Origin of the sequence: Alterinioella nitratireducens, from assembly GCF_013155465.1 — a bacterium.
Lineage (GTDB): Bacteria > Pseudomonadota > Alphaproteobacteria > Rhodobacterales > Rhodobacteraceae > Alterinioella > Alterinioella nitratireducens.
Genome location: NZ_JABJVX010000007.1, coordinates 55,621 through 74,838 on the forward strand (window position 1 = coordinate 55,621; position 19,218 = coordinate 74,838).

Here is a 19,218-nt window from a genome sequence, read left to right on the forward strand (position 1 = left end):
TTACGCGGTTTCGAAACAGCGTGGACGGCTCATGTCGACGCGGCTTTTGCCCCGATGGATCACAACGTCCGCCCCTGCATCAGGCGGGGCACATCGCCCTCCAGCCCCGCCGCCTCGCGGATGAAGCGACGGCGCAGGGCGGGCATCGCGTTGACCGCGCCCATGCCAAGATCGCGGCCAAGCCGGAGCAGCGGATTGTCGTTGGAAAAGAGCCGGTTGAACAGATCCGTGGCCGCCGACAGGCTGGCCGTGTCAAAGCGGCGCCAGCCCTGGTAGCGTTCCAGCACGTCGAAGGCGGCGAAATCCTCGCCCCGCCGCCTGGCATCCACCAGCACCTCCGCCAGCGCCGCGACATCCCGCAGCCCCAGGTTCAGGCCCTGCCCCGCGATGGGGTGCACCCCATGCGCCGCGTCGCCGATGAGGGCGAGGCGCGTATCCACGAACTTCTCGGCGATGGTCAGGTTCAGAGGATAGGAGAACCGCTTTCCGGCCAGCGAAATCTGCCCAAGGAAATCGCCGAAGCGGGGGCGCAGCACGTCCAGATACGCGGCGTCGTCCAGTGCTTCGATCTCGGTGGCGCGGGCGGTGGTTTCACTCCAGACGATGGAAGAGCGGTTGCCGGGCAGGGGCAGGATCGCCAGCGGCCCCGCGGGCATGAAGAACTGATGCGCGATGCCGTGATGCGGTTTCTCATGCGCCAATGAACAGACCAGCGCGGTCTGCCCGTAATCCCACCCCTGCCGCTTGATCCCGGCGCGCTCCGCCACGCCCGAACGTCGGCCATCGGCGCCGACCAGCAGCCGCCCGGTCAGCACTTCGCCGGTCTCCAGCGTCACCGTGGCGGGGCCCTCGGTGCTCTGATGGACAACCCGCGCGCCGGGCATGTGGGTGATCAGCGGCTCGGCCTCCATCCGGGCCAGCAGCGCCTGACGCAGGAACCGGTCCTCAAGCATGTGGCCCATCGGGCCTTCCTCGATCTCGGCATGGTCGAAATGCAGGAAGAAGGGGGCAGGCCCCTCGCCCGCGCGCCCGTCGCTGGCCTTGATCTCCAGCATCGGCTGCGCGTTATCCGACAGCCCCTCCCACAGCCCCAGGGCACGCAGCATCCGAACCGAGGCCAGCGCCAGCGCGTAGGACCGCCCGTCGAACGTATCGGCGTCACGGGCCTCAGAGGGCAGCGCGTCGATCACCACGCTGCTTATCCCTGCGCTGGCCAGGGCGATGGCCAGGCATGGCCCGTTCAGCCCGCCGCCGACAATCAGGATATCCGTCTTTACCGTCATGCCCTGCAATATGGCCGCTTGGCCGGGATTGTCCATTGCAAGAGGGGCGAGTAGCGTGCCCCGCGACAAGATGGCGGATGAGGGCACAGGGACATGCGGGACGATTGGCAGAGCCTCGGGGCGGCAGAGCTTGGCCGGGCGATTGGCGCGGGCGAGGTGGACCCGGTGGAGGTGACGGAAGGCTATCTTGCGGCCATCAAGGGCCATGAGTTCCGCGACCGGATCTACTCCGCCGTGACCGCCGACCGCGCCCGCGTCGAGGCCGAGGCCGCGTCGAAACGCGCCAAACAGGGCGCAAGGCTTGGCCTGCTGGACGGGGTGCCGATCAGCTGGAAGGATCTTTTCGACAGCGCTGGCGTGGCAACGGAATCGGGCACGAAACTGCTGGAGGGTCGGGTGCCGGACGCCGATGCCGAGGTGCTGGCGCGCGCGACGCGGGCGGGGCTGATCTGCCTCGGCAAGACGCATATGAGCGAATTCGCCTTCTCGGGTCTCGGCCTCAACCCCTGCACGCAGACCCCGCCCAATATCCACAACCCCAAACTGGTGCCGGGCGGCTCGTCCTCGGGGGCTGCGGCCTCCATCGCCTGGGGGCTGGCGGCGGCGGCGATCGGCTCGGATACCGGCGGATCGGTGCGCATCCCGGCGGCGTTCAACGATCTGGTGGGGCTCAAGACCACGTCCGGGCGGCTCAGCCTCAAGGGGGTGGTGCCGCTCTGCGACCGCTTCGACACGGTCGGCCCGCTGGCCCGCACGGTCGAGGATTGCGCCGAATTGCTGGCGGTGCTGGAAGACGGCAAAGCCACCGATCTTCGCGGCGCGACCCTGCAAGGCGCGCGGTTCCTTGTGCTCACCACCTATGCCGACGACGCGCGTGAGGAACCGGCGGCGGGCTTCGCCCATGCGCTGGACCGGCTGGCGCAGACGGGCGCGAAGATCACCCGCGGCACTGTCGAGGGTATCGAAGAGGCGATGGACATGTCGCCGATCCTCTTCACCTCCGAGGCCTACGGCATCTGGAAAGACGTGATCGAGGCCGCGCCGGAAAAGATGTTCGGCCGCATCCTGGACCGGTTCCGGCAGGGCGCGCAGTTCTCGGCCCCCGACTATATCGCGGCCTGGCGGCGGCTGGAGGTTCTGCGCGCAAGCTGGCAGGCCCAGGTGGCGGAATATGACGCGGTGCTGCTGCCGACCGCCCCCATCCTGCCGCCCGAGATCGACCGGCTGATGACCGATGACGATTATTACGTCACCGAAAACCTGCTGACCCTGCGCAACACGCGGGTGGGTAACCTGATGGGTCTGGCGGGCCTGTCGCTTCCGACCGGCATCCCGGGCACCGGCATCATGGCGCTTGGCCGTCCGATGGGCGAGGATCACCTGCTGCGTGTCGGCGCGGCGATGGAGGCGGCCTTGGCCTGAAGGACACAGGCCACTGACCGAATTGCCAAATCCGCGCGCGTTTTTCTGGACCCGACAGGACTTGCACGGTAGCTTGCGGTCATAACAGGGCGATAAACGATCCTGACCTGAGGCAGACATGACCTTCCCAGAGCGGTTTTCGGACCTGCCAGAATACGCGTTTCCGCGATTGCGGAGCTTGCTCGATTCCCACACACCGGGGGCCGAGCCGATTGTCATGACCATCGGCGAGCCGCAGCACGCGATCCCCGATTGGGTGCCCGACGTGATCGCGGAAAACACCGCGCTTTTCGGGAAATACCCCCCGAACGAGGGCACACCGGCCTTGCGTGAGGCCGTCGCCGGATGGGTGCAGCGCCGCTATGGCGTCACGATCGACCCCGCCCGGCAGATACTGCCCCTGAACGGCACGCGCGAAGGGCTGTTCAACGCCTGCATCGCGCTGTGTCCCGAAACGAAGAACGGCAAGCAGCCCGTGGTGCTGACCCCGAACCCGTTCTACCAGGTCTATGCCGTGGCGGCGTTGGCAGTGGGGGCCGAGCCGGTCTTTGTCCCCGCGACCGACGCCACCGGCAACCTGCCCGATTACGCCAGCCTGCCCGAGGATGTCTTGAACCGCGTGGCCGTGGCCTATATCTGCTCGCCCGCCAATCCGCAGGGCGCGGTGGCCAGCCCCGATTACTGGGCCGAGCTGATCGGGTTGGCCGAAAAGTATGATTTCCAGATCTTCTCGGACGAATGCTATTCCGAGATCTACCGCGACACGGCCCCGACCGGGGCGCTGGAGATGGCCGCGCGTCTGGGGGCGGACCCCGAACGGGTGGTGCTGTTCAACTCGCTGTCCAAGCGGTCGAACCTGGCGGGCTTGCGGTCGGGCATTGCCGTGGGCGGGCCGAAATCGGTGGCCCGATTGCAGCAGTTGCGCAACTATGCGGGCGCGCCGCTGCCGGGGCCGTTGCAGGCCGTGGCCGCGCGGGCCTGGGGCGATGAGGATCATGTGATCGCCAACCGGGCGCTCTACCAGGAAAAGTATCGCGTGGCCGATGACATCCTAGGATCGGTGCAAGGCTACAGATCGCCCGAGGCGGGGTTCTTCCTGTGGCTGCCGGTCGATGACGCGGAAGCGGCGACACTGAAACTCTGGCGCGAGGTGGGGGTGCGGGTGCTGCCCGGCCACTACCTGGCGCGCGAAGTTAACGGAACCACCCCCGGCGCGGACCGTATCCGCGTCGCGATGGTGGCGGAAAAAAACGAGATGGCGGCGGGGCTGATCAAGCTGCGCGATGCCCTCTATTGATGGTGAGGTGACGGGACAATGGCGTATCAGACCAGACAGAGGGATCCTCTGCTCGACAGCAACATGCGCGCGGCGCTGGAAAAGCGCGGGCGCGAGGGGGCGGGGATCGTCCTGATCCTGTTCGGGCTGGCGCTGTTCCTGATGCTGGTCTCATACGTGCCGGATGACCCGAACTGGTGGGCCGCGACCGATGCGGTGCCGGAAAACCTGCTTGGCCGCTTCGGCGCCTCGATGTCGGCGATCATGATGCTGATCGTCGGGTGGGGGGCCTATTTCCTCGCCTTCGGATTGATTGTCTGGGGCGTGCGTCTGGCGGCCCATATCGGCGTAGACCGATCGGTGTCGCGCATCATTTTCCTGCCCATCCCCGTGGCGATTGCCGCAATCTACGCCGCGACGCATCAGCCGCCGGCGACCTGGGGCCAGAGCTATGGGTTGGGGGGGCTCTTCGGCGACACGATCCTTGGCGCGCTTCTGAACGTGATGCCGCTGGCGGCGGCGGCGGGGCTGAAACTCCTGGCCGCGCTCAGCTTTTTCGGATTGCTGTTCCTGGGTCTCTTCGTGCTCGGCTTCAACAAGGCCGAGGTGAAGAAGGGCCTGCGCTTCATGCTTCTGGGACTGGTCGCCACCATCGGCTGGATCGGGACGCTCTTCGGTCAGGCGGGCCGCGGGGCGGGGCACGCCGCGATGGAGATGCGCGCGCGCCGCCAGATGCGCAGCCGTGCCCGTGCCGAGGCGGAGGCCATGATCGAGGAGGATTTCGCGGTCGAGGAGATCGACGTGGCGCAGGCCGAGGGGCGCCCGCGGGGCAGCCTCCTGGACCGGATGCCGATCCTGCGCCGCGACCGCGCGCCCGAACCCGAGCCGGAACTGGTCGAGCCCGCCCCCGTCGCGCCGCGCCACATTGAAGCCCCGTCCGATGACCGCATCCGCGAGAAGATCGCCGATGTGATCAAGTCCCGCGTACGCCGCCCTGCCGATGCCGAGCCCCCGCAGGAAAAGCCGCGCTCGGCCGTTTCCGCCGCCGTCGAGGCGCGTCGGGCAAATCACCTGTCGGCGCGGGTGGAGACACCCCACACCGCCGGTTTGCGGATGGAGCCGCCCCTGACCGCCGCGCATCAGCGCAAGGTCGAGGAACAGGCCGAACGGGTCATGTCGCATTACGAGGATGTCACCCTTGCGCTGGAACCCGAGGCGCCGGTTGAATCGATCCCCCTGCCGCATTCCGAGCGCACCGCCGCGCATGCGGCCCCCTCGATCCCGGTGGCCGAGCCCAAGCGCGTCGTGCAGCACATCCAGCGCCGCAGCCTGCCGCAATCGCGCAGCGCGCGCGCCGAGGCGCAGCCGACCCTGCCGCTGGAAGACAAACCGCAGCTGGAGTATGAATTCCCGCCGCTGTCGCTGCTCAGCAACCCGGCCGAGATCACCCGCCATCACCTCAGCGACGAGGCGCTGGAGGAAAACGCCCGGATGCTTGAAAACGTGCTGGACGATTACGGCGTCAAGGGCGAGATCGTCAGCGTCCGCCCCGGCCCCGTCGTCACCATGTATGAACTGGAACCGGCCCCCGGCCTCAAGGCCAGCCGGGTGATCGGCCTGGCTGACGATATCGCGCGGTCGATGTCGGCGCTATCGGCGCGTGTTTCGACCGTGCCGGGGCGCTCGGTCATTGGTATCGAACTGCCCAATGCGCAGCGCGAAAAGGTGGTCCTGCGCGAGATCCTGGCAGGCCGCGATTTCGGCGACGGCACGCATAAGCTGCCGCTGGCGCTTGGCAAGGATATCGGCGGCGATCCCATCGTGGCGAATCTGGCCAAGATGCCCCATCTTCTGATCGCTGGCACCACCGGCTCGGGCAAGTCCGTGGCGATCAACACCATGATCCTGAGCCTTCTCTACAAGCTCAGCCCCGAAGATTGCCGGATGATCATGATCGACCCCAAGATGCTGGAACTTTCCGTCTATGACGGCATTCCGCACCTCCTGTCCCCCGTCGTGACCGACCCGAAAAAGGCGGTTGTTGCCCTGAAATGGGTCGTGGGCGAGATGGAGGAGCGCTATCGCAAGATGTCCAAGATGGGCGTGCGTAATATCGACGGCTACAATTCGCGCGTTGCCGATGCCGTGCGCAAGGGCGAGATGTTCAGCCGCACGGTGCAGACCGGTTTCGACGACGAAACCGGCGAACCGGTCTTCGAGACCGAGGAGTTCGCGCCCGAGAAAATGCCCTTCATCGTCGTCATCGTCGATGAGATGGCCGACCTGATGATGGTCGCGGGCAAAGAGATCGAGGCCTGCATCCAGCGCCTGGCGCAGATGGCACGCGCGAGCGGTATCCACCTTGTCATGGCCACGCAGCGCCCCTCGGTCGATGTGATCACCGGCACGATCAAGGCCAACTTCCCGACCCGGATCAGCTTCCACGTCACGTCCAAGATCGACAGCCGGACCATCCTGGGCGAACAGGGGGCCGAGCAGCTTCTGGGCATGGGCGACATGCTGTTCATGGCCGGCGGTTCCAGGATCACCCGCGTCCACGGGCCGTTTGTCAGCGACGAGGAGGTTGAGGAGATCGTCAGCCACCTCAAGAGCTTCGGACCCCCCGATTACGCGGCAAGCGTGCTGGACGGCCCCGATGACGAGCGCGAGGGCGATATCGACGCGGTTCTTGGCCTTGGCGGCAACACCAATTCCGAGGATGCGCTCTATGATCAGGCCGTCGCCATCGTGATCAAGGATCGCAAATGCTCCACCTCCTATATCCAGCGCAAGCTGGCCATCGGCTATAACAAGGCCGCGCGGCTGGTCGAGCAGATGGAGGACCAGGGGCTGATCTCAAGCGCCAACCATGTCGGCAAGCGCGAGGTTCTGGTGCCTGAGCAATAATGCGCCGGATGGCGCTTGCGTGAGGTGCAAACCGGGATTTCCGTGCTTAGATACAGGTCATGAAACAGATCATCCTTGCCGCGGCCCTGTCTGCCGCCACCGCCCTTCCCGCCCTCGCCGAACGCATCCCGCTGTCGGACCTGTCGAGCTATATCAACGGGATCCGCCGTGCCCAAGCCGAGTTCACCCAGATCAGCGACGATGGTGCGATCGCCACCGGAACGCTCTACATGCACCGGCCTGGCCGGATGCGGTTCGAATATGCGGGGGATGAGCAGTTGCTGGTGATCGCAGGCGGCGGGCAGGTGGCAATCTTCGATGGCCGCGCCAACACCGCGCCCGAGCAATACCCGCTGCGCCGGACGCCGCTGAACCTGATCCTGGCGCGGAATGTGGACCTCAGCCGGTCGGGCATGATCATCGCGCATGAAGATGACGGCACCTCGACCCGCGTTGTGGCGCAAGACCCCGACGACCCCGAAATCGGCCAGATCGAGATGGTCTTCACCGATGACCCGATCGAGCTGCGCCAGTGGATCATCACCGACGCCAACGGCTATGAGACAACGGTGATCCTGGGCGACATGCAGGAGGGGATCTCGACCCCCTCGCGTTATTTCAACATCCCCGCCGAGATGCGGGCGCGGGGCCTGAGCGAGTAGGACGCCTACCGCGTGCAGGTTGCCAGTTGCAGCCGGTAGGTCTCGGCCCGATCCTCGACACGGTCGGCAACGCGCAGAAGCCACGGCTTGGCGTTATAGCTGCCGCGCCGGAACCCGGCATGCCCTTCATGATAGGCCAGGTACTGGTTCCGCGCGTCGGTCAGCGGGACGCCGTTCCGCTCTACCGTGAGGTTCATGTACCAGCCGATGAAATCGCTGGCGTCGCGAATATTGGTGCGCCGGGCGCGGCGGTTGCCGGTGTCTTCGCGGTATTCGTCCCAGGTGCCATCCAGCGCCTGGGAATAGCCAAGCGCCGAGCTGAGCCGTCCCATCGGGATCACCCCGATAGCATAGCGGTGCGGCGGGCGGGCGTCGCTTGCAAAGCGGCTCTCCTGTTGCATTGTCGCCATCTGAACGTGGACCGGCACGTCCCATCGCCGTTCCGTGCGCTGCATGGCGCGGTACAGATCGGGGCGTTCGCGGATCAACGCACAGGCGTTGTCCTGGTTGATGGGGGCGGGGGGCGTGCTACCGCCGCAGGCCGAAAGGCCCAGCGCAAGCACGAGGAATATCGCGCGATTCATGGATGTGGTTGCCTGCTCAAGGTTTTTTATTTGGGGCAGGTTAGCCGATTTTTCCGCGCGAGGGAACGGGTCAGGGGGCCGCAAGCGGCAAAACCGGCCTCAACCTGATCACAATCTGTTTCCCATCAAATTATTGCACATACATGGACAATCCGCCCCGGTAGGGGTTAGGACGAGGATCGGAAGGATGAAGGGCCGATGCTGAAGACACGCGCGAAATTCACGCTTGGCCAGGTCGTCAAGCACCGTAAACACCCGTTCCGCGGGGTTATTTTCGATATCGACCCGGAATTTGCCAATTCCGAGGAATGGTATGACGCGATTCCCGAAGGCTCCCGGCCCTCCAAGGCGCAACCCTTCTACCACCTCCTGGCCGAGAACGATCAGAGCTACTATGTGGCCTATGTGTCCGAGCAGAACCTTGAGCTTGACCAGACCGGGGAACCTGTCGATCACCCCGAACTGGCCGAACTGTTCGGCGATTTCGAGAACGGGCGCTATCCGTTGGAGTTTCGGCTGAATTAGGGCGTTTCAGTTCAAACCTGAAACGATCTAATAGCCGAGCGCGCAGCCGTCCTTGCGCGGATCGGACGCCCCCATCAACACACCCGTTTTTGCGTCGATCCTGATCGCCTGCGCGCCGCCGATGGCTGTGGGGGGCGTGACCGGCTTATGGCCCAGATCGGCGAGGGCCTGCACGACCTCGGGCTCGTAGCCACGCTCGATCCGCAGGTCGCCCGCCTCCCAGAAACAGCGCGGGCCGTCGATGGCGGCCTGCGGCTCCATCCCGAAATCGACCATGTTCGAGATGAAGCGCACATGGCCCGTCGATTGATATTGCCCGCCCATCACGCCGAAGGGCATTTCCGATCCATCCGCCTCGCGCAGGAAGGCCGGGATGATCGTGTGCATCGGGCGCTTGCGCGGCCCGGCCTCGTTCGGGTGATCTTTCTCCAGCGAGAAGCCGGTGCCGCGGTTCTGCATCAAGATGCCGAACTGATCGGTGGCCAGGCCCGAGCCGAAGGAGTTGAAGATCGAATAGATCAGAGACACGGCCATCCGGTCGCGATCGACCACGGTGAGATAGACGGTGTCCCTGTGCACCCCTTCCGAGGTGATATGCGGGTTCGCGATCACCTGTTGCGGGTCGATCAGCGCGGCCAATCCCCGCGCCGTCGCCGGGTCCAGCAGATGCGCAAGCCGCGTGACGTGGTCGAAATCGGCGACAAAGCGGTTGCGCGCGTCATAGGCCAGCTTGGTCGCCTCGACCTCGATATGCGCGCGCTCCGCGCCGAAAGGCTCCATCCCCGCAATGTCGAAATGGCTGAGGATATTCGCAATCAGGATCGCCGTCGCGCCTTGCCCGTTGGGGGGCAATTCGGTCAGCTCGACAGCCTTGTAGGTTCCGCTGATCGGCGTGACGTAATCGCAGGCGGTCGCGGCCAGATCGTCCAGCGTATGCGTGCCGCCAAGCGCGGTCATCGAGGCGACGATATCCTCGGCCACCTCGCCCTCGTAGAACCCGGCGCGGCCCTCCCGTGTGATGCGCCGCAGGACATCGGCTTGCGCGGGGGCGCGGAACGCCTGGCCCATCTTTAGCGCGGCACCGTTATTCAGGTAGAAGTCGCGCGCGCGCCCGTGCAGCAGCGCCGGACCCGATTGCCAGTCCGAGGCCACGCGCGGGGCGACCGGCACACCGGCCTCGGCATAATGGATCGCGGGGGCCAGCACCTCGGCCATTTCCATCCGGCCCATGTCGCCATGCAACCGGCAGAAAGCATCGACCGCGCCGGGAATGGTGACGGCGGCGGGGTCGTGGACGGGCATCTTGCTGTGCCCTGCGTCGCGCAGCGCGTCGGCGGACAAGCCGCGAGGGGCCCGGCCCGAGCCGTTCAGCCCGATCAGATCATCGGCGCCCGGCCGTTTCACCAGGGCAAAGCAATCGCCGCCGATCCCGGTCATGTGAGGCTCGCAGATCCCAAGCAGAACGGCCGCCCCGATGGCCGCGTCGATGGCATTTCCACCGCCCTCAAGCAGGGATATTGCGACCTTGGCGGCAAGGGGGTGGGACGTTGCGCAAACCCCGTTCTCGGCATAGACCGCCGACCGCCCGCTGGTATGAAAATCCCGCATCATCCTGTTCCTGTCACATCGCGTTTCGCGGCAGGTTAGGGAATTTGTCGGCAGGGGCAAGGGAGGGGGCGGTCCTCGGCACCGCGCCACTGGGTGGGGGCTTGCAGACACGGTGCCGAGGGAAGCTTTTGCAGCTACAGGGGCGATGGATAGGCCCGCTTCCCGGCGATTGTTTGAACTGAATGGGGCGAAAATGCGGTTCCCGCCATCCGTTGAGAAACGGACAGGGATGGTGTTGACGATTGTTCAGGAATCGAGATCAATCCGGAATCGCACATGGTTCTCTTCCGCGACACGGCGATAGCTCAAACCTTGCGTCAGGTCGTGGATCAGGCCCCATCCGAACCCCCCTTCGGGCAGATCGTCCATGCGCATCGCATCCAGATCGTAGCGCCTGGGACAGGGCAGTTTGCCCCCCGGCATCGCCCGGCCCTTGTCGCGCAAATGGCACCAGATGGCGCGCCCATGCACCGACGCCTCCAACGTCATGTCGCCGCTATCGGCCCCTGCATAGGCATGCTCGACGATATTGTTCATGATCTCGGCCAGGACCAGTTCCAGCCGGATCAAGGCGTCCTCCGGCAGGCCGAGCCGGATCAGGTTGCCGCGCAGGCCCGTCAGGGCGCGGCTGACCTCCGCCGACGTAGCGCCGATGATGGCGCTTTGCGACCAGCCCAGGATCGGCGGCGACAGATCGCCCTGCGTCACAGGCTCAGGCGTCATGCAGCGGGGGCCACACCATGTGCGGTGAGGGCATCGGCCACCGTGTCGTGGATCGGAAAGACCGTGTTCATCCGGGTCAGTTGCATGACCTTTTCCACCGCGGGCGACAGCGCGGCCAGTTCCAGCGCCCGGTCCGGGCCAAGCAGCTTGCGCGCGGCGACGACTGCGCCCAACCCGCTGCTGTCCAGGAAGGTCACCCGCCCCAGATCCAGCACCACCGGCCCGGCCACATCCGCGGTAATGTCGCGGAAGCGGTCCTTGAACTGGATGGCGATGGCGGCGTCGATCCGGTCATTGCCGACACGCAGGACCGAGACCGCCCCTTGCGGTTGTAAACTCATCTCCAACGTCACACTCCTTTCATCTCTTGCGGAAAACCCTAGACGCCAATCCTTTCCAAACGGTATCGAGTGGGCAGACCGAAAACGGAGGGTTTTATGGAAAACGTGGTGATCTGCGGCGCGGCCCGCACGCCGATGGGCGGCTTTCAGGGCTGTTTTTCCGATCAGACCGCCGCCGATCTGGGCGGTGTGGCGATTTCCGCCGCCCTGAAACAGGTGGGTGCCGATGCGGCACAGGTGAACGAGCTTCTGATGGGATGCGTATTGCCGGCGGGTCAGGGCCAGGCCCCGGCGCGGCAGGCGGGGTTCAAGGCCGGTCTTGGCCAGGAGGTGCCCGCCACGACGCTGAACAAGATGTGCGGCTCCGGCATGAAGGCGGCGATGATCGCCTATGACCAGCTGGCGCTCGGCGGGTCCGACATGATCGTCGCGGGCGGTATGGAGAGCATGACGAACGCCCCCTACCTGATGCCGCAAATGCGTGGCGGCGCGCGGATCGGACATGGCCAGGTCATCGACCACATGTTCCTCGACGGGCTCGAGGACGCCTATGACAAAGGCCGCCTGATGGGCAGTTTCGCCGAGGATTGCGCCGAGAAATTCCAGCTCAGCCGCGCGGCGCAGGACGACTACGCGCTGGCCTCGCTGGACCGGGCGCAAACCGCGCAGAAAAGCGGCGCCTTCGCCGATGAAATCGCCGCCGTGACCCTGACCATCCGCAAGGGCGAGGCGGTCGTCGGCGAGGATGAACAACCCGGCAAGGCACGGCCCGAGAAAATCCCACACCTCAAGCCCGCCTTCCGCAAGGATGGCACGGTGACGGCGGCCAATTCTTCCTCGATCTCGGACGGGGCGGCGGCGCTTCTCATGGCGCGCGAGGATGCGGCGACGGCACAGGGCCTGCCGATCCGCGCCCGCATCCTGGGCCATGCCAGCCACGGACAGGAGCCCGGCTGGTTCACCACTGCGCCTGTCCCCGCCGCCGAGAAATTGCTGAAACGGCTCGGCTGGCGTGTCGAGGATGTCGACCTTTGGGAGGTTAACGAGGCCTTCGCGGTCGTGCCGATGGCGTTCATGCAGCATCTTGGAATCGCCCACGACAAGGTCAACGTCAATGGCGGCGCCTGTGCACTTGGCCACCCGATCGGGGCCTCCGGCGCACGGATCATGGTCACGCTCCTCAACGCGCTCGAAAAACGCGACCTCAAACGCGGCATCGCGGCGATCTGCATCGGGGGGGCGAAGGAACGGCCATTGCGATCGAACGGGTCTGACCTCCATCATCTTGGTAGAAATACTTCAGGGGGGTGCGGGGGGACAGGGTCCCCCCGCGGATCGGATTGCGCAGCAATTCGATAACATCTCAACCAGGCGACTACCCAAATGACCATTCACTACCCCACCCTCGCGCGCAGCATCGCCAGCCTTACCGAAGGCGAGACCGATGAGGTCGCCCTCATGGCCACGCTGGCCTGCGAGATCCACCATGCCGACGACCGCTTCGACTGGACCGGGTTCTACCGCGTCACCGGGCCAGGGATGCTCAAGATCGGCCCCTATCAGGGCGGGCATGGCTGCCTCAGCATCCCGTTTTCACGCGGCGTCTGTGGTGCTGCGGCGCGGACGGGGCAGGTGCAATTGATCCCGGATGTCGATGCCTTCCCCGGCCACATCGCCTGCGCCTCCTCGACCCGGTCGGAACTGGTCTTGCCGGTCTGGAACAGGGCGGGTGAGCTGATCGCGGTACTGGATATCGACAGCGATCAACCGGACGCCTTTCGCCAGGAGGATGCCGATCAGCTTGCGGTCATTCTGCACCGGGCCTTTGCCTCGTCTTGACCCGACGCCCGCCATTGCCCGTCGGCTTGGCTTGGCGGGCAATGGCCCAACCTGCGCACAATGCCCGAAAGAAGCATAAGACAAGGCAGCGTCTTTCGATGCAAACCAAACGCAAAGTGCTATAGAAGGGCAGAACGTCGACCGGGGACAGACCAGAAAGGGGCAGACCAGATGGCCGGAAGTCAGGATTTCATCGCCGATCCGCGCAACGACAAGGTGGAGCTTTACCTCAACGGCGACTTCGTGCCGCGCGACAAGGCGATGGTCTCGGTCTTCGACGCGGGCTGGATCCTGGGCGATGGTATCTGGGAGGGCCTGCGCAACCATGGCGGGCGCCTGGCCTTCATGGAGCGACACCTCGACCGCCTTTTCATGGGGGCCACCGCCATCGACCTCGATATCGGCTTGACCCGCGACGAGGTGCGCAAGGCGCTTGAGGATACGCTGGAGCATAACGGCATGACCGGCGAGGATGGCGTGCATGTCCGGCTGATGATCACCCGCGGCCTCAAGAAGACGCCGAACCAGGACCCGCGCCACACCATCGGCGGCCCGACCGTGGTGATCGTGCCCGAATACAAGCCCGCCAGCCCCGAGATCCTCAAGACCGGCCTGACCCTCTTCACCTCGGCCATCCGCTGCTGCCGCGCAGACATGTTCGACATGCGGCTGAACACGCATTCGCGGCTGAACCTGATCATGGCGCTGACCCAGGCGATCAAGGCGGGGGCGGATGAGGCGTTGATGCTGGACGACCGGGGCTTCGTGGCCAGTTGCAATGCCACCAATTTCTTCATCGTGCGCCACGGCAAGGTCATGACCTCGACCGGGGCCAACTGTTTCAACGGCATCACGCGCGCCAACATGATCGAGCTGTGCGAGCAGCTTGGCATTCCGTGCGCGGAACGCGACTTCTCGCTCGCCCAAGTCTATGACGCGGATGAGGTCTTCGTCACCGGATCGTTCGGCGGGCTGACCCCGGTGGCGATGGTCGACGGGCGCAAGATCCGGCAGATCATGGGCCCGGTTTCGACCAGGCTGCGCGAGGCCTATATCGACTATGCGAAAACGGCGGAGTGAGGCGCGAAGAGCCTGAAATCCGCCTCAGGTCGACATCTCGTAGCTGCCGGCCTGCACGTCGGAGCTTTCGCTCATGATCGCGTTCACGACCGTTTCGAATTGCGCCGAGGAGTTGCGATAGGCCCGGATCGCGTCGGCGGCCTGTGACGATGTCCAGAACCGGCGATCCGACAGGGATGCCACCTCAAGTGTCGCGCCATGGGTCGCCATGGAATTCCAGCGCGGCGTCTGCAGGATCGAGGCGATCTCGCCGATCACATTCTGCGTGGACCAGAACCGGCGCCCCTGAACCAGGCTGATGAAACGGCCCTCGCCGAGATAGGAGAACGAGAAGTCGTAATTTCCCAGGGATTTCGAGATCACCTGTGCCGCATCGCCCAGAACATCCCGCATCTCGCGCGATGTCAGCGTGTCGGCCAGCGGGCCGAAGCCCGGAATGCTGAAGCCCAGCACATGCAGGATGTAGTATCCGGCCCGGTTGCGCAGCATGTGATTTTCGATGATGTGCGAATCGGTCAGCCCCCGCACGTTCTCCAGCGCCGTTATCGGAGCGGCATCTTCGGCCTGGATCTCCTCCAGGTTCATGACGCTCAGCTCGCTCGCGATCGGTCGTTTCTTCGACTTCAGGCTGTCGTTGAGCAATTGCGCCGTGCGAATGCGCGCACCCAGTTCCAGCCCGTCCAGCGGCTTGTTCAGGAAATCTGTGGCGCCTGCGTCGAAGCATTTCTGCACCATGGATTTCTGGTGCAGGGCCGTGACCATGATGATGGGCGTGGTGCGGTACGCCTTCATATCGCGCAGCCTGCGGCACAGATCGACACCGTCGATATCGGGCATCTGCACGTCCAGAAGGAAACAGTCGATCTTGCCTTCCGCGTGATAGGCTTCGGTCAGGGCGTCGGGGGCAGAGCTGACACAGGTGACATCGTCATAGCCCGCTTCGCCCAGGACCGCCTCCAGCAGGTCAAGGAAGTGCTGATCGTCATCGACTGCAAGAATCCTCATGGCTCACTCCTCGTTCAGTATTCATTCGCGGTCCGCCTGCCGGAGAGTCGCCCAAACTGCGGCCTTGTCTCGTCGTGGATCGCCCATTTTGCTGGAGTTGAGCTTGCTGCCGGTTTCGAACTTTTTCGGGCTGAGAATGCGTTAACTTCTGGATAAGAATACGTTGAAAATGAGAAGCATTTCTCCGAAAGACCCAAATGGTTAACAAAAGGTTAACAAATCCCGATCCCGACGCTGTTCCATTCACGCATCATCCCGTTTCGGTATTCCAGAATCTTCGCATATCTATCTGTTTCTAAACAATTTGTATGTTATCCCTCCATCATCACCCGTGTTGACGTAACCGCTATTCCGCCCGCAATTGGATTGAACGACCAGCGGCCAATTGTCCCAATTCCGCGTTCTCGGGGACAAAAGCCGCGCTGTTGGGGAATTCGACAAAGTTTCGCCATTTTCCCATTGTTAGTTGACGTTACAGAAACACTCGCTGACAGGCATGACGGAAGAACGGCTATGGAAAATCAACGGGATATGCGAATCCTCTCGGTCGATGACGAGGCCATCTTTCATGATATCCTCGATACCATCTTTACCGTGCAGGGCTACCGGCGCAATCTGCGGGCCCGGTCCGGCGCCGAGGCGCTGACGCTTCTGCGTGACCCCGACCGGCAATTCGATTGCATCTTGCTGGATATCCAGATGCCCGGCATGGACGGGATCGAGCTGTGCGGCCATATCCGCGCCATGCCGAAATACGCGACGACGCCGATCCTGATGCTGACTTCGATGTCCGAACAGGGCTATATCGACCAGGCCTTCGCGGCGGGCGCGTCGGATTACCTGACCAAGCCGATCAACGAGGTGGAACTGAATGCGCGTCTGCGCGCCGCGTTCCACTCGATCAACGAGAACCAGCGCATCGAGGCGCTGACCTGGCAGGTCGAGACGACCTCGGTCGACAAGGTCGGGATGCGGTTCGCCGACCCGATCAACCTGCCCGAGGTCAAGGACATGATGGCCTATCTGGCAATGCAGAATTTCCTGCTGACACTTGGCAACCTGCGCGCGCATTCCTGGTCTGCCATCGGGTTCCAGATCGTCGGCGGGGCGCAATTCTTTGCCGCGACGCAGCCGCGCGATTTCCTGGAGATGCTGCAGGATGTGGCGATCTCGATCCGCGACGGCCTCAAGACCCACAGCTACCGGCTGGCCTATGCCGGCAATGGTGAATTTGTCGCCCTGATCGACAAATCGACACCGGTGGACCCCGATGAGTTGCAGGATCGCCTGATGGACCTGCTGGAACCGTTCGAGGAATTTCACCTGGCCGCGTCAGGGCAGACGGTTCAGATCTGCGTCGGCGAGCCGTGCAGCAACTCCCTGCTGACCCTCGCGGCCGCCACTGCGCCGCTGGACCGTGCCCTGCAATCGGTGCGCCAGAAGGCGGCGCTTGCCGGGTCGGCCCCGATAGCGGCGACCGGATAGGATGGAGGCGCGACGCGCGATGACAGGACAAACCGACACCATGTCCAAGGCCCTGCAGGCGGTGCGCGACCGGTTCCTGTTCGATCTGGATCAGCGGATCTGCGAGTTCGAGGATCTCAAGGCGCAGATCCTCGCAGGGTCGGACCCTGCTACGGCGATTCGCGCAGCCGCGATGTCGGCGCACAAGATCAGGGGCGTCGCGGCCACGCTTGGGCTGTCGCAACTTGGCGATCTTGCCGGCGCGGTCGAGGATCAGTTTACCACCGCCACAGGCACGGCCGCGGAATTCTGGCAACAGGCCGGGCCGACCTATGAACGTTTCCTAGATGAGATGGAGCGGGTCCAACCGGATTATTCCACGTTCTGAGAAGGCGCGGAGACCGACACAGGTGACATGAACAATCGGGGGCGGGGCAGTCCAATGTTCTTACAGAAGAAAATAAGAAAAATGATCCGGGCCTGCGGCTCCGAGGTCGGGCAGTATGTTCTGGTGGCGGCGCTGATCGGCGGCGTGGCAACCATCGCGTCCTTGGTGCTGCTTCAAAGCGATCTGCGAAACGGCCTGGCCGAGCAGCGCCTTGAGGCGGTGGAGCAGGCCGAGGCGATCTCGACCCATGTCGAGGCCACGCTTGAGGCCTACGGCGTGCTGGTGGAAAGTTTCGCGACCATCATCGCCAACGATCCCGACCTGACGCAGGAGGATTTCTCGGAGATCGCCGAGACTATCGGCGGCGGCTATCCCGAGATCATCAACATCGCGGCAGCGCCGGAGCTGGTCGTGCAATATGTGCATCCGCTTGAACCCAACCGCGACGTCATCGGCCTGGACTACATGGAAAACGTCGTTGTCTGGGCCGCGATTCATCGCGCCGTGCAACAGCGTGCTCCGATGTATGAAGGTCCAAGTTCCCTGGTCCAGGGCGGTGACGGTATCATCGTGCGCGCGCCTGTCTTCGTCGATCTTGCGGCCACGGGCAGCACCCGGCTCTGGGGTGTCGTCGGCATCGTGGCGGAACTGGAGGCCTTCCTTGCCGCCAGCGGACTGACGGACGCCGCGGATGCCTGGCAATTGGCGATCCGGCGGGTCGTGTCCTCGGACGATCTGGGCGAGGTGTTCCAAGGCGATCCGCAGATGTTCCGGAACGGTGCGATCATCACCCCCATAAGTCAGAATGGGATGGAGTGGGAACTGGCGCTGGCCCCGGTCAACGGCTGGATGACCACCGCGCCGAACAAGACGCTGATCGTGACGCTGGTGATGTCGCTGACGGCCTTCCTCCTGGCGCTTGCGATGCTGTTCATCCGCATGTTCTTTGACCGCGAGAGGGCGCGCACGCAACTTCTGGTCGCCATAGAATCGATCGACGACGCCTTCATTCTCTATGATGAAGAGGGTAATCTGGTCCTGTCGAACGCCCGCCACGGGAACATGTACACAGACTGCAAGTGTGACGATTCCGAACACGACCACCCGGCCTATGGCGAGTTCGAGCACAAGCTGCCCTGCGGCACCTGGCTCAAAATCTCGCGGCAGCCCACGCCCGAGGGCGGCACCGTCGAGTTGAGCACCGACATCACCGAGCTGAAGACCGCGCAACTGGCCGCTGAAATGGCCAACGAGGCCAAGACCGACTTCCTGCATGTCGTCAGTCACGAGCTCAGGACGCCGCTGACGATCATCCTGGGATACCTGTCCTTCCTGGCCGCGCCCGACAAGATCCCGGCCAATGTCGCCCTCCGCAAGGACCTGATCGAGCGACGGGGCGGTTCCGACGCCGCCGTCGACATGATCGACCGCAGCCTTGCCAACATCGCGCAGATCGCGTCCCGGGCCGAGGCGTCGGGCCAGCACCTGCTGAGCCTGATCAACCAGATCCTGGACCTGTCCAAGATCGAAAGCGGCAAGGTCACGCTGGAACGCAAGGATATCGCGGTTGCCGAGATCCTGCATGAAATCGACGAACAGTTCACCGGACTTGCGGCCAGGAAGGGTCTGGCGCTGGAGGTGGCGGATAGCGACCTGACGGTTCATGCCGACCCGCTCAGGCTGCGCCAGATGCTGATCAATCTTGTCGGCAACGCGGTCAAGTTCACCAAGGACGGGTCGATCCGGGCCTGGGCCGATGTCGAAGGCGGCAATATCTGGTTCCACGTCAAGGATAGCGGGGCCGGCATCGCCGCCGCGCACAAGGATATCATTTTCAACCGGTTCGAACAGCTCGACACCTCATCGACCCGGTCCGAGGGTGGCGTCGGCCTTGGCCTGGCGATCTGCAAGCAGTTGGTCGACCTGCATGGCGGCGCGATCGAGGTCGAGAGCGAGCTTGGCACTGGGACCCATTTCAAATTCTCGATCCCGCTGCGCCAGGAATTGAAGTCGGCCGCCTGACCCAGACTCGCGCAGCCTGGTCTGGGATGAAAAGCCTTAGAAAGTCCTTAATCAAGGCGAATTGAGATCGGATTTCTGGATCAACATTC

Annotated in this window: 16 protein-coding genes and 1 pseudogene; 11 read left to right on the plus strand and 6 right to left on the minus strand. The window is 64.1% G+C overall.

Annotated elements, in window-relative coordinates:
• Positions 1 to 59: 59 nt before the first annotated feature.
• Positions 60 to 1,319 carry a UbiH/UbiF/VisC/COQ6 family ubiquinone biosynthesis hydroxylase gene (locus HNS34_RS12675; RefSeq protein WP_172320445.1) on the minus strand — a complete coding sequence of 420 codons (1,260 nt, stop codon included), beginning with the start codon at positions 1,317 to 1,319 and terminating at the stop codon, positions 60 to 62.
• 57 nt (positions 1,320 to 1,376) lie between these two features.
• Between HNS34_RS12675 and HNS34_RS12680 the strand changes: the two genes are divergently transcribed.
• The 4 genes from HNS34_RS12680 (at position 1,377) to HNS34_RS12695 (ending at position 7,550) form a co-directional block, all read left to right on the plus strand.
• Entirely contained in the window at positions 1,377 to 2,705 is a 1,329-nt protein-coding gene (locus HNS34_RS12680; RefSeq protein ID WP_172320446.1) for an amidase, read from the plus strand.
• Between the two features lie 118 nt (positions 2,706 to 2,823).
• Positions 2,824 to 4,002 carry an aminotransferase class I/II-fold pyridoxal phosphate-dependent enzyme gene (locus tag HNS34_RS12685; RefSeq protein ID WP_172320447.1) on the plus strand — a complete coding sequence of 393 codons (1,179 nt, stop codon included), beginning with the start codon at positions 2,824 to 2,826 and terminating at the stop codon, positions 4,000 to 4,002.
• An 18-nt stretch (positions 4,003 to 4,020) separates the two neighbouring features.
• A complete protein-coding gene (locus tag HNS34_RS12690) occupies positions 4,021 to 6,888 on the plus strand; it encodes a DNA translocase FtsK (RefSeq protein ID WP_172320448.1) in 2,868 nt (955 codons plus the stop codon).
• Positions 6,889 to 6,947: 59 nt separating this feature from the next.
• The gene (locus HNS34_RS12695) at positions 6,948 to 7,550 is read left to right on the plus strand and encodes a LolA family protein (RefSeq protein ID WP_172320449.1); all 603 of its coding nucleotides are present in this window, start codon (positions 6,948 to 6,950) and stop codon (positions 7,548 to 7,550) included.
• 5 nt (positions 7,551 to 7,555) lie between these two features.
• Here HNS34_RS12695 and HNS34_RS12700 read toward each other — a convergent pair whose 3' ends face one another.
• The gene (locus HNS34_RS12700; protein WP_172320450.1) at positions 7,556 to 8,134 is read right to left on the minus strand and encodes a transglycosylase SLT domain-containing protein; all 579 of its coding nucleotides are present in this window, start codon (positions 8,132 to 8,134) and stop codon (positions 7,556 to 7,558) included.
• A 198-nt stretch (positions 8,135 to 8,332) separates the two neighbouring features.
• Between HNS34_RS12700 and hspQ the strand changes: the two genes are divergently transcribed.
• Positions 8,333 to 8,659, plus strand: a complete 327-nt coding sequence (hspQ, locus tag HNS34_RS12705) for a heat shock protein HspQ (RefSeq protein WP_172320451.1) — start codon at positions 8,333 to 8,335, stop codon at positions 8,657 to 8,659.
• Between the two features lie 27 nt (positions 8,660 to 8,686).
• Here the strand turns inward: hspQ and HNS34_RS12710 are convergent, their stop codons facing one another.
• The 3 genes from HNS34_RS12710 to HNS34_RS12720 all read right to left on the minus strand — a co-directional run bounded on the left by HNS34_RS12710 (position 8,687) and on the right by HNS34_RS12720 (position 11,331).
• Positions 8,687 to 10,267 (minus strand): gamma-glutamyltransferase family protein, encoded by a 1,581-nt coding sequence (locus HNS34_RS12710; RefSeq protein ID WP_172320452.1) that lies wholly within the window; start codon positions 10,265 to 10,267, stop codon positions 8,687 to 8,689.
• Between the two features lie 246 nt (positions 10,268 to 10,513).
• Entirely contained in the window at positions 10,514 to 10,990 is a 477-nt protein-coding gene (locus HNS34_RS12715) for an ATP-binding protein (RefSeq protein WP_172320453.1), read from the minus strand.
• On the minus strand, positions 10,987 to 11,331 hold the full coding sequence (locus HNS34_RS12720; protein WP_407925862.1) for an STAS domain-containing protein: 345 nt from the start codon (positions 11,329 to 11,331) through the stop codon (positions 10,987 to 10,989). The genes HNS34_RS12715 and HNS34_RS12720 overlap by 4 nt, the downstream gene beginning before the upstream one ends.
• Before the next feature lie 96 nt (positions 11,332 to 11,427).
• Here HNS34_RS12720 and HNS34_RS12725 point away from each other — a divergent pair.
• The 3 genes and pseudogenes from HNS34_RS12725 (at position 11,428) to HNS34_RS12735 (ending at position 14,250) form a co-directional block, all read left to right on the plus strand.
• Positions 11,428 to 12,605: pseudogene (locus HNS34_RS12725) on the plus strand (thiolase family protein).
• A gap of 109 nt (positions 12,606 to 12,714) precedes the next feature.
• Positions 12,715 to 13,170 carry a GAF domain-containing protein gene (locus HNS34_RS12730; RefSeq protein ID WP_172320456.1) on the plus strand — a complete coding sequence of 152 codons (456 nt, stop codon included), beginning with the start codon at positions 12,715 to 12,717 and terminating at the stop codon, positions 13,168 to 13,170.
• A 171-nt stretch (positions 13,171 to 13,341) separates the two neighbouring features.
• Positions 13,342 to 14,250 carry an aminotransferase class IV gene (locus tag HNS34_RS12735; RefSeq protein ID WP_172320457.1) on the plus strand — a complete coding sequence of 303 codons (909 nt, stop codon included), beginning with the start codon at positions 13,342 to 13,344 and terminating at the stop codon, positions 14,248 to 14,250.
• Between the two features lie 24 nt (positions 14,251 to 14,274).
• Here HNS34_RS12735 and HNS34_RS12740 read toward each other — a convergent pair whose 3' ends face one another.
• Positions 14,275 to 15,255, minus strand: a complete 981-nt coding sequence (locus HNS34_RS12740) for a response regulator (protein WP_172320458.1) — start codon at positions 15,253 to 15,255, stop codon at positions 14,275 to 14,277.
• A 513-nt stretch (positions 15,256 to 15,768) separates the two neighbouring features.
• Between HNS34_RS12740 and HNS34_RS12745 the strand changes: the two genes are divergently transcribed.
• From HNS34_RS12745 to HNS34_RS12755, 3 genes are all read left to right on the plus strand, one after another.
• Positions 15,769 to 16,740 (plus strand): response regulator, encoded by a 972-nt coding sequence (locus HNS34_RS12745; RefSeq protein ID WP_172320459.1) that lies wholly within the window; start codon positions 15,769 to 15,771, stop codon positions 16,738 to 16,740.
• 19 nt (positions 16,741 to 16,759) lie between these two features.
• On the plus strand, positions 16,760 to 17,107 hold the full coding sequence (locus HNS34_RS12750) for an Hpt domain-containing protein (protein ID WP_172320460.1): 348 nt from the start codon (positions 16,760 to 16,762) through the stop codon (positions 17,105 to 17,107).
• A gap of 81 nt (positions 17,108 to 17,188) precedes the next feature.
• The gene (locus HNS34_RS12755; RefSeq protein ID WP_172320461.1) at positions 17,189 to 19,129 is read left to right on the plus strand and encodes a sensor histidine kinase; all 1,941 of its coding nucleotides are present in this window, start codon (positions 17,189 to 17,191) and stop codon (positions 19,127 to 19,129) included.
• Positions 19,130 to 19,218: the final 89 nt, after the last annotated feature.

What these genes read in the sequence shown, in the direction of transcription:
- HNS34_RS12675 (WP_172320445.1), bottom strand. Translation starts at nt 1,319, where the DNA reads ATGGACAATCCCGGCCAAGCGGCCATATTGCAGGGCATGACGGTAAAG.
- HNS34_RS12680 (WP_172320446.1), top strand. Translation starts at nt 1,377, where the DNA reads ATGCGGGACGATTGGCAGAGCCTCGGGGCGGCAGAGCTTGGCCGGGCG.
- HNS34_RS12685 (WP_172320447.1), top strand. Translation starts at nt 2,824, where the DNA reads ATGACCTTCCCAGAGCGGTTTTCGGACCTGCCAGAATACGCGTTTCCG.
- HNS34_RS12690 (WP_172320448.1), top strand. Translation starts at nt 4,021, where the DNA reads ATGGCGTATCAGACCAGACAGAGGGATCCTCTGCTCGACAGCAACATG.
- HNS34_RS12695 (WP_172320449.1), top strand. Translation starts at nt 6,948, where the DNA reads ATGAAACAGATCATCCTTGCCGCGGCCCTGTCTGCCGCCACCGCCCTT.
- HNS34_RS12700 (WP_172320450.1), bottom strand. Translation starts at nt 8,134, where the DNA reads ATGAATCGCGCGATATTCCTCGTGCTTGCGCTGGGCCTTTCGGCCTGC.
- hspQ (WP_172320451.1), top strand. Translation starts at nt 8,333, where the DNA reads ATGCTGAAGACACGCGCGAAATTCACGCTTGGCCAGGTCGTCAAGCAC.
- HNS34_RS12710 (WP_172320452.1), bottom strand. Translation starts at nt 10,267, where the DNA reads ATGCGGGATTTTCATACCAGCGGGCGGTCGGCGGTCTATGCCGAGAAC.
- HNS34_RS12715 (WP_172320453.1), bottom strand. Translation starts at nt 10,990, where the DNA reads ATGACGCCTGAGCCTGTGACGCAGGGCGATCTGTCGCCGCCGATCCTG.
- HNS34_RS12720 (WP_407925862.1), bottom strand. Translation starts at nt 11,331, where the DNA reads ATGAGTTTACAACCGCAAGGGGCGGTCTCGGTCCTGCGTGTCGGCAAT.
- HNS34_RS12730 (WP_172320456.1), top strand. Translation starts at nt 12,715, where the DNA reads ATGACCATTCACTACCCCACCCTCGCGCGCAGCATCGCCAGCCTTACC.
- HNS34_RS12735 (WP_172320457.1), top strand. Translation starts at nt 13,342, where the DNA reads ATGGCCGGAAGTCAGGATTTCATCGCCGATCCGCGCAACGACAAGGTG.
- HNS34_RS12740 (WP_172320458.1), bottom strand. Translation starts at nt 15,255, where the DNA reads ATGAGGATTCTTGCAGTCGATGACGATCAGCACTTCCTTGACCTGCTG.
- HNS34_RS12745 (WP_172320459.1), top strand. Translation starts at nt 15,769, where the DNA reads ATGGAAAATCAACGGGATATGCGAATCCTCTCGGTCGATGACGAGGCC.
- HNS34_RS12750 (WP_172320460.1), top strand. Translation starts at nt 16,760, where the DNA reads ATGACAGGACAAACCGACACCATGTCCAAGGCCCTGCAGGCGGTGCGC.
- HNS34_RS12755 (WP_172320461.1), top strand. Translation starts at nt 17,189, where the DNA reads ATGATCCGGGCCTGCGGCTCCGAGGTCGGGCAGTATGTTCTGGTGGCG.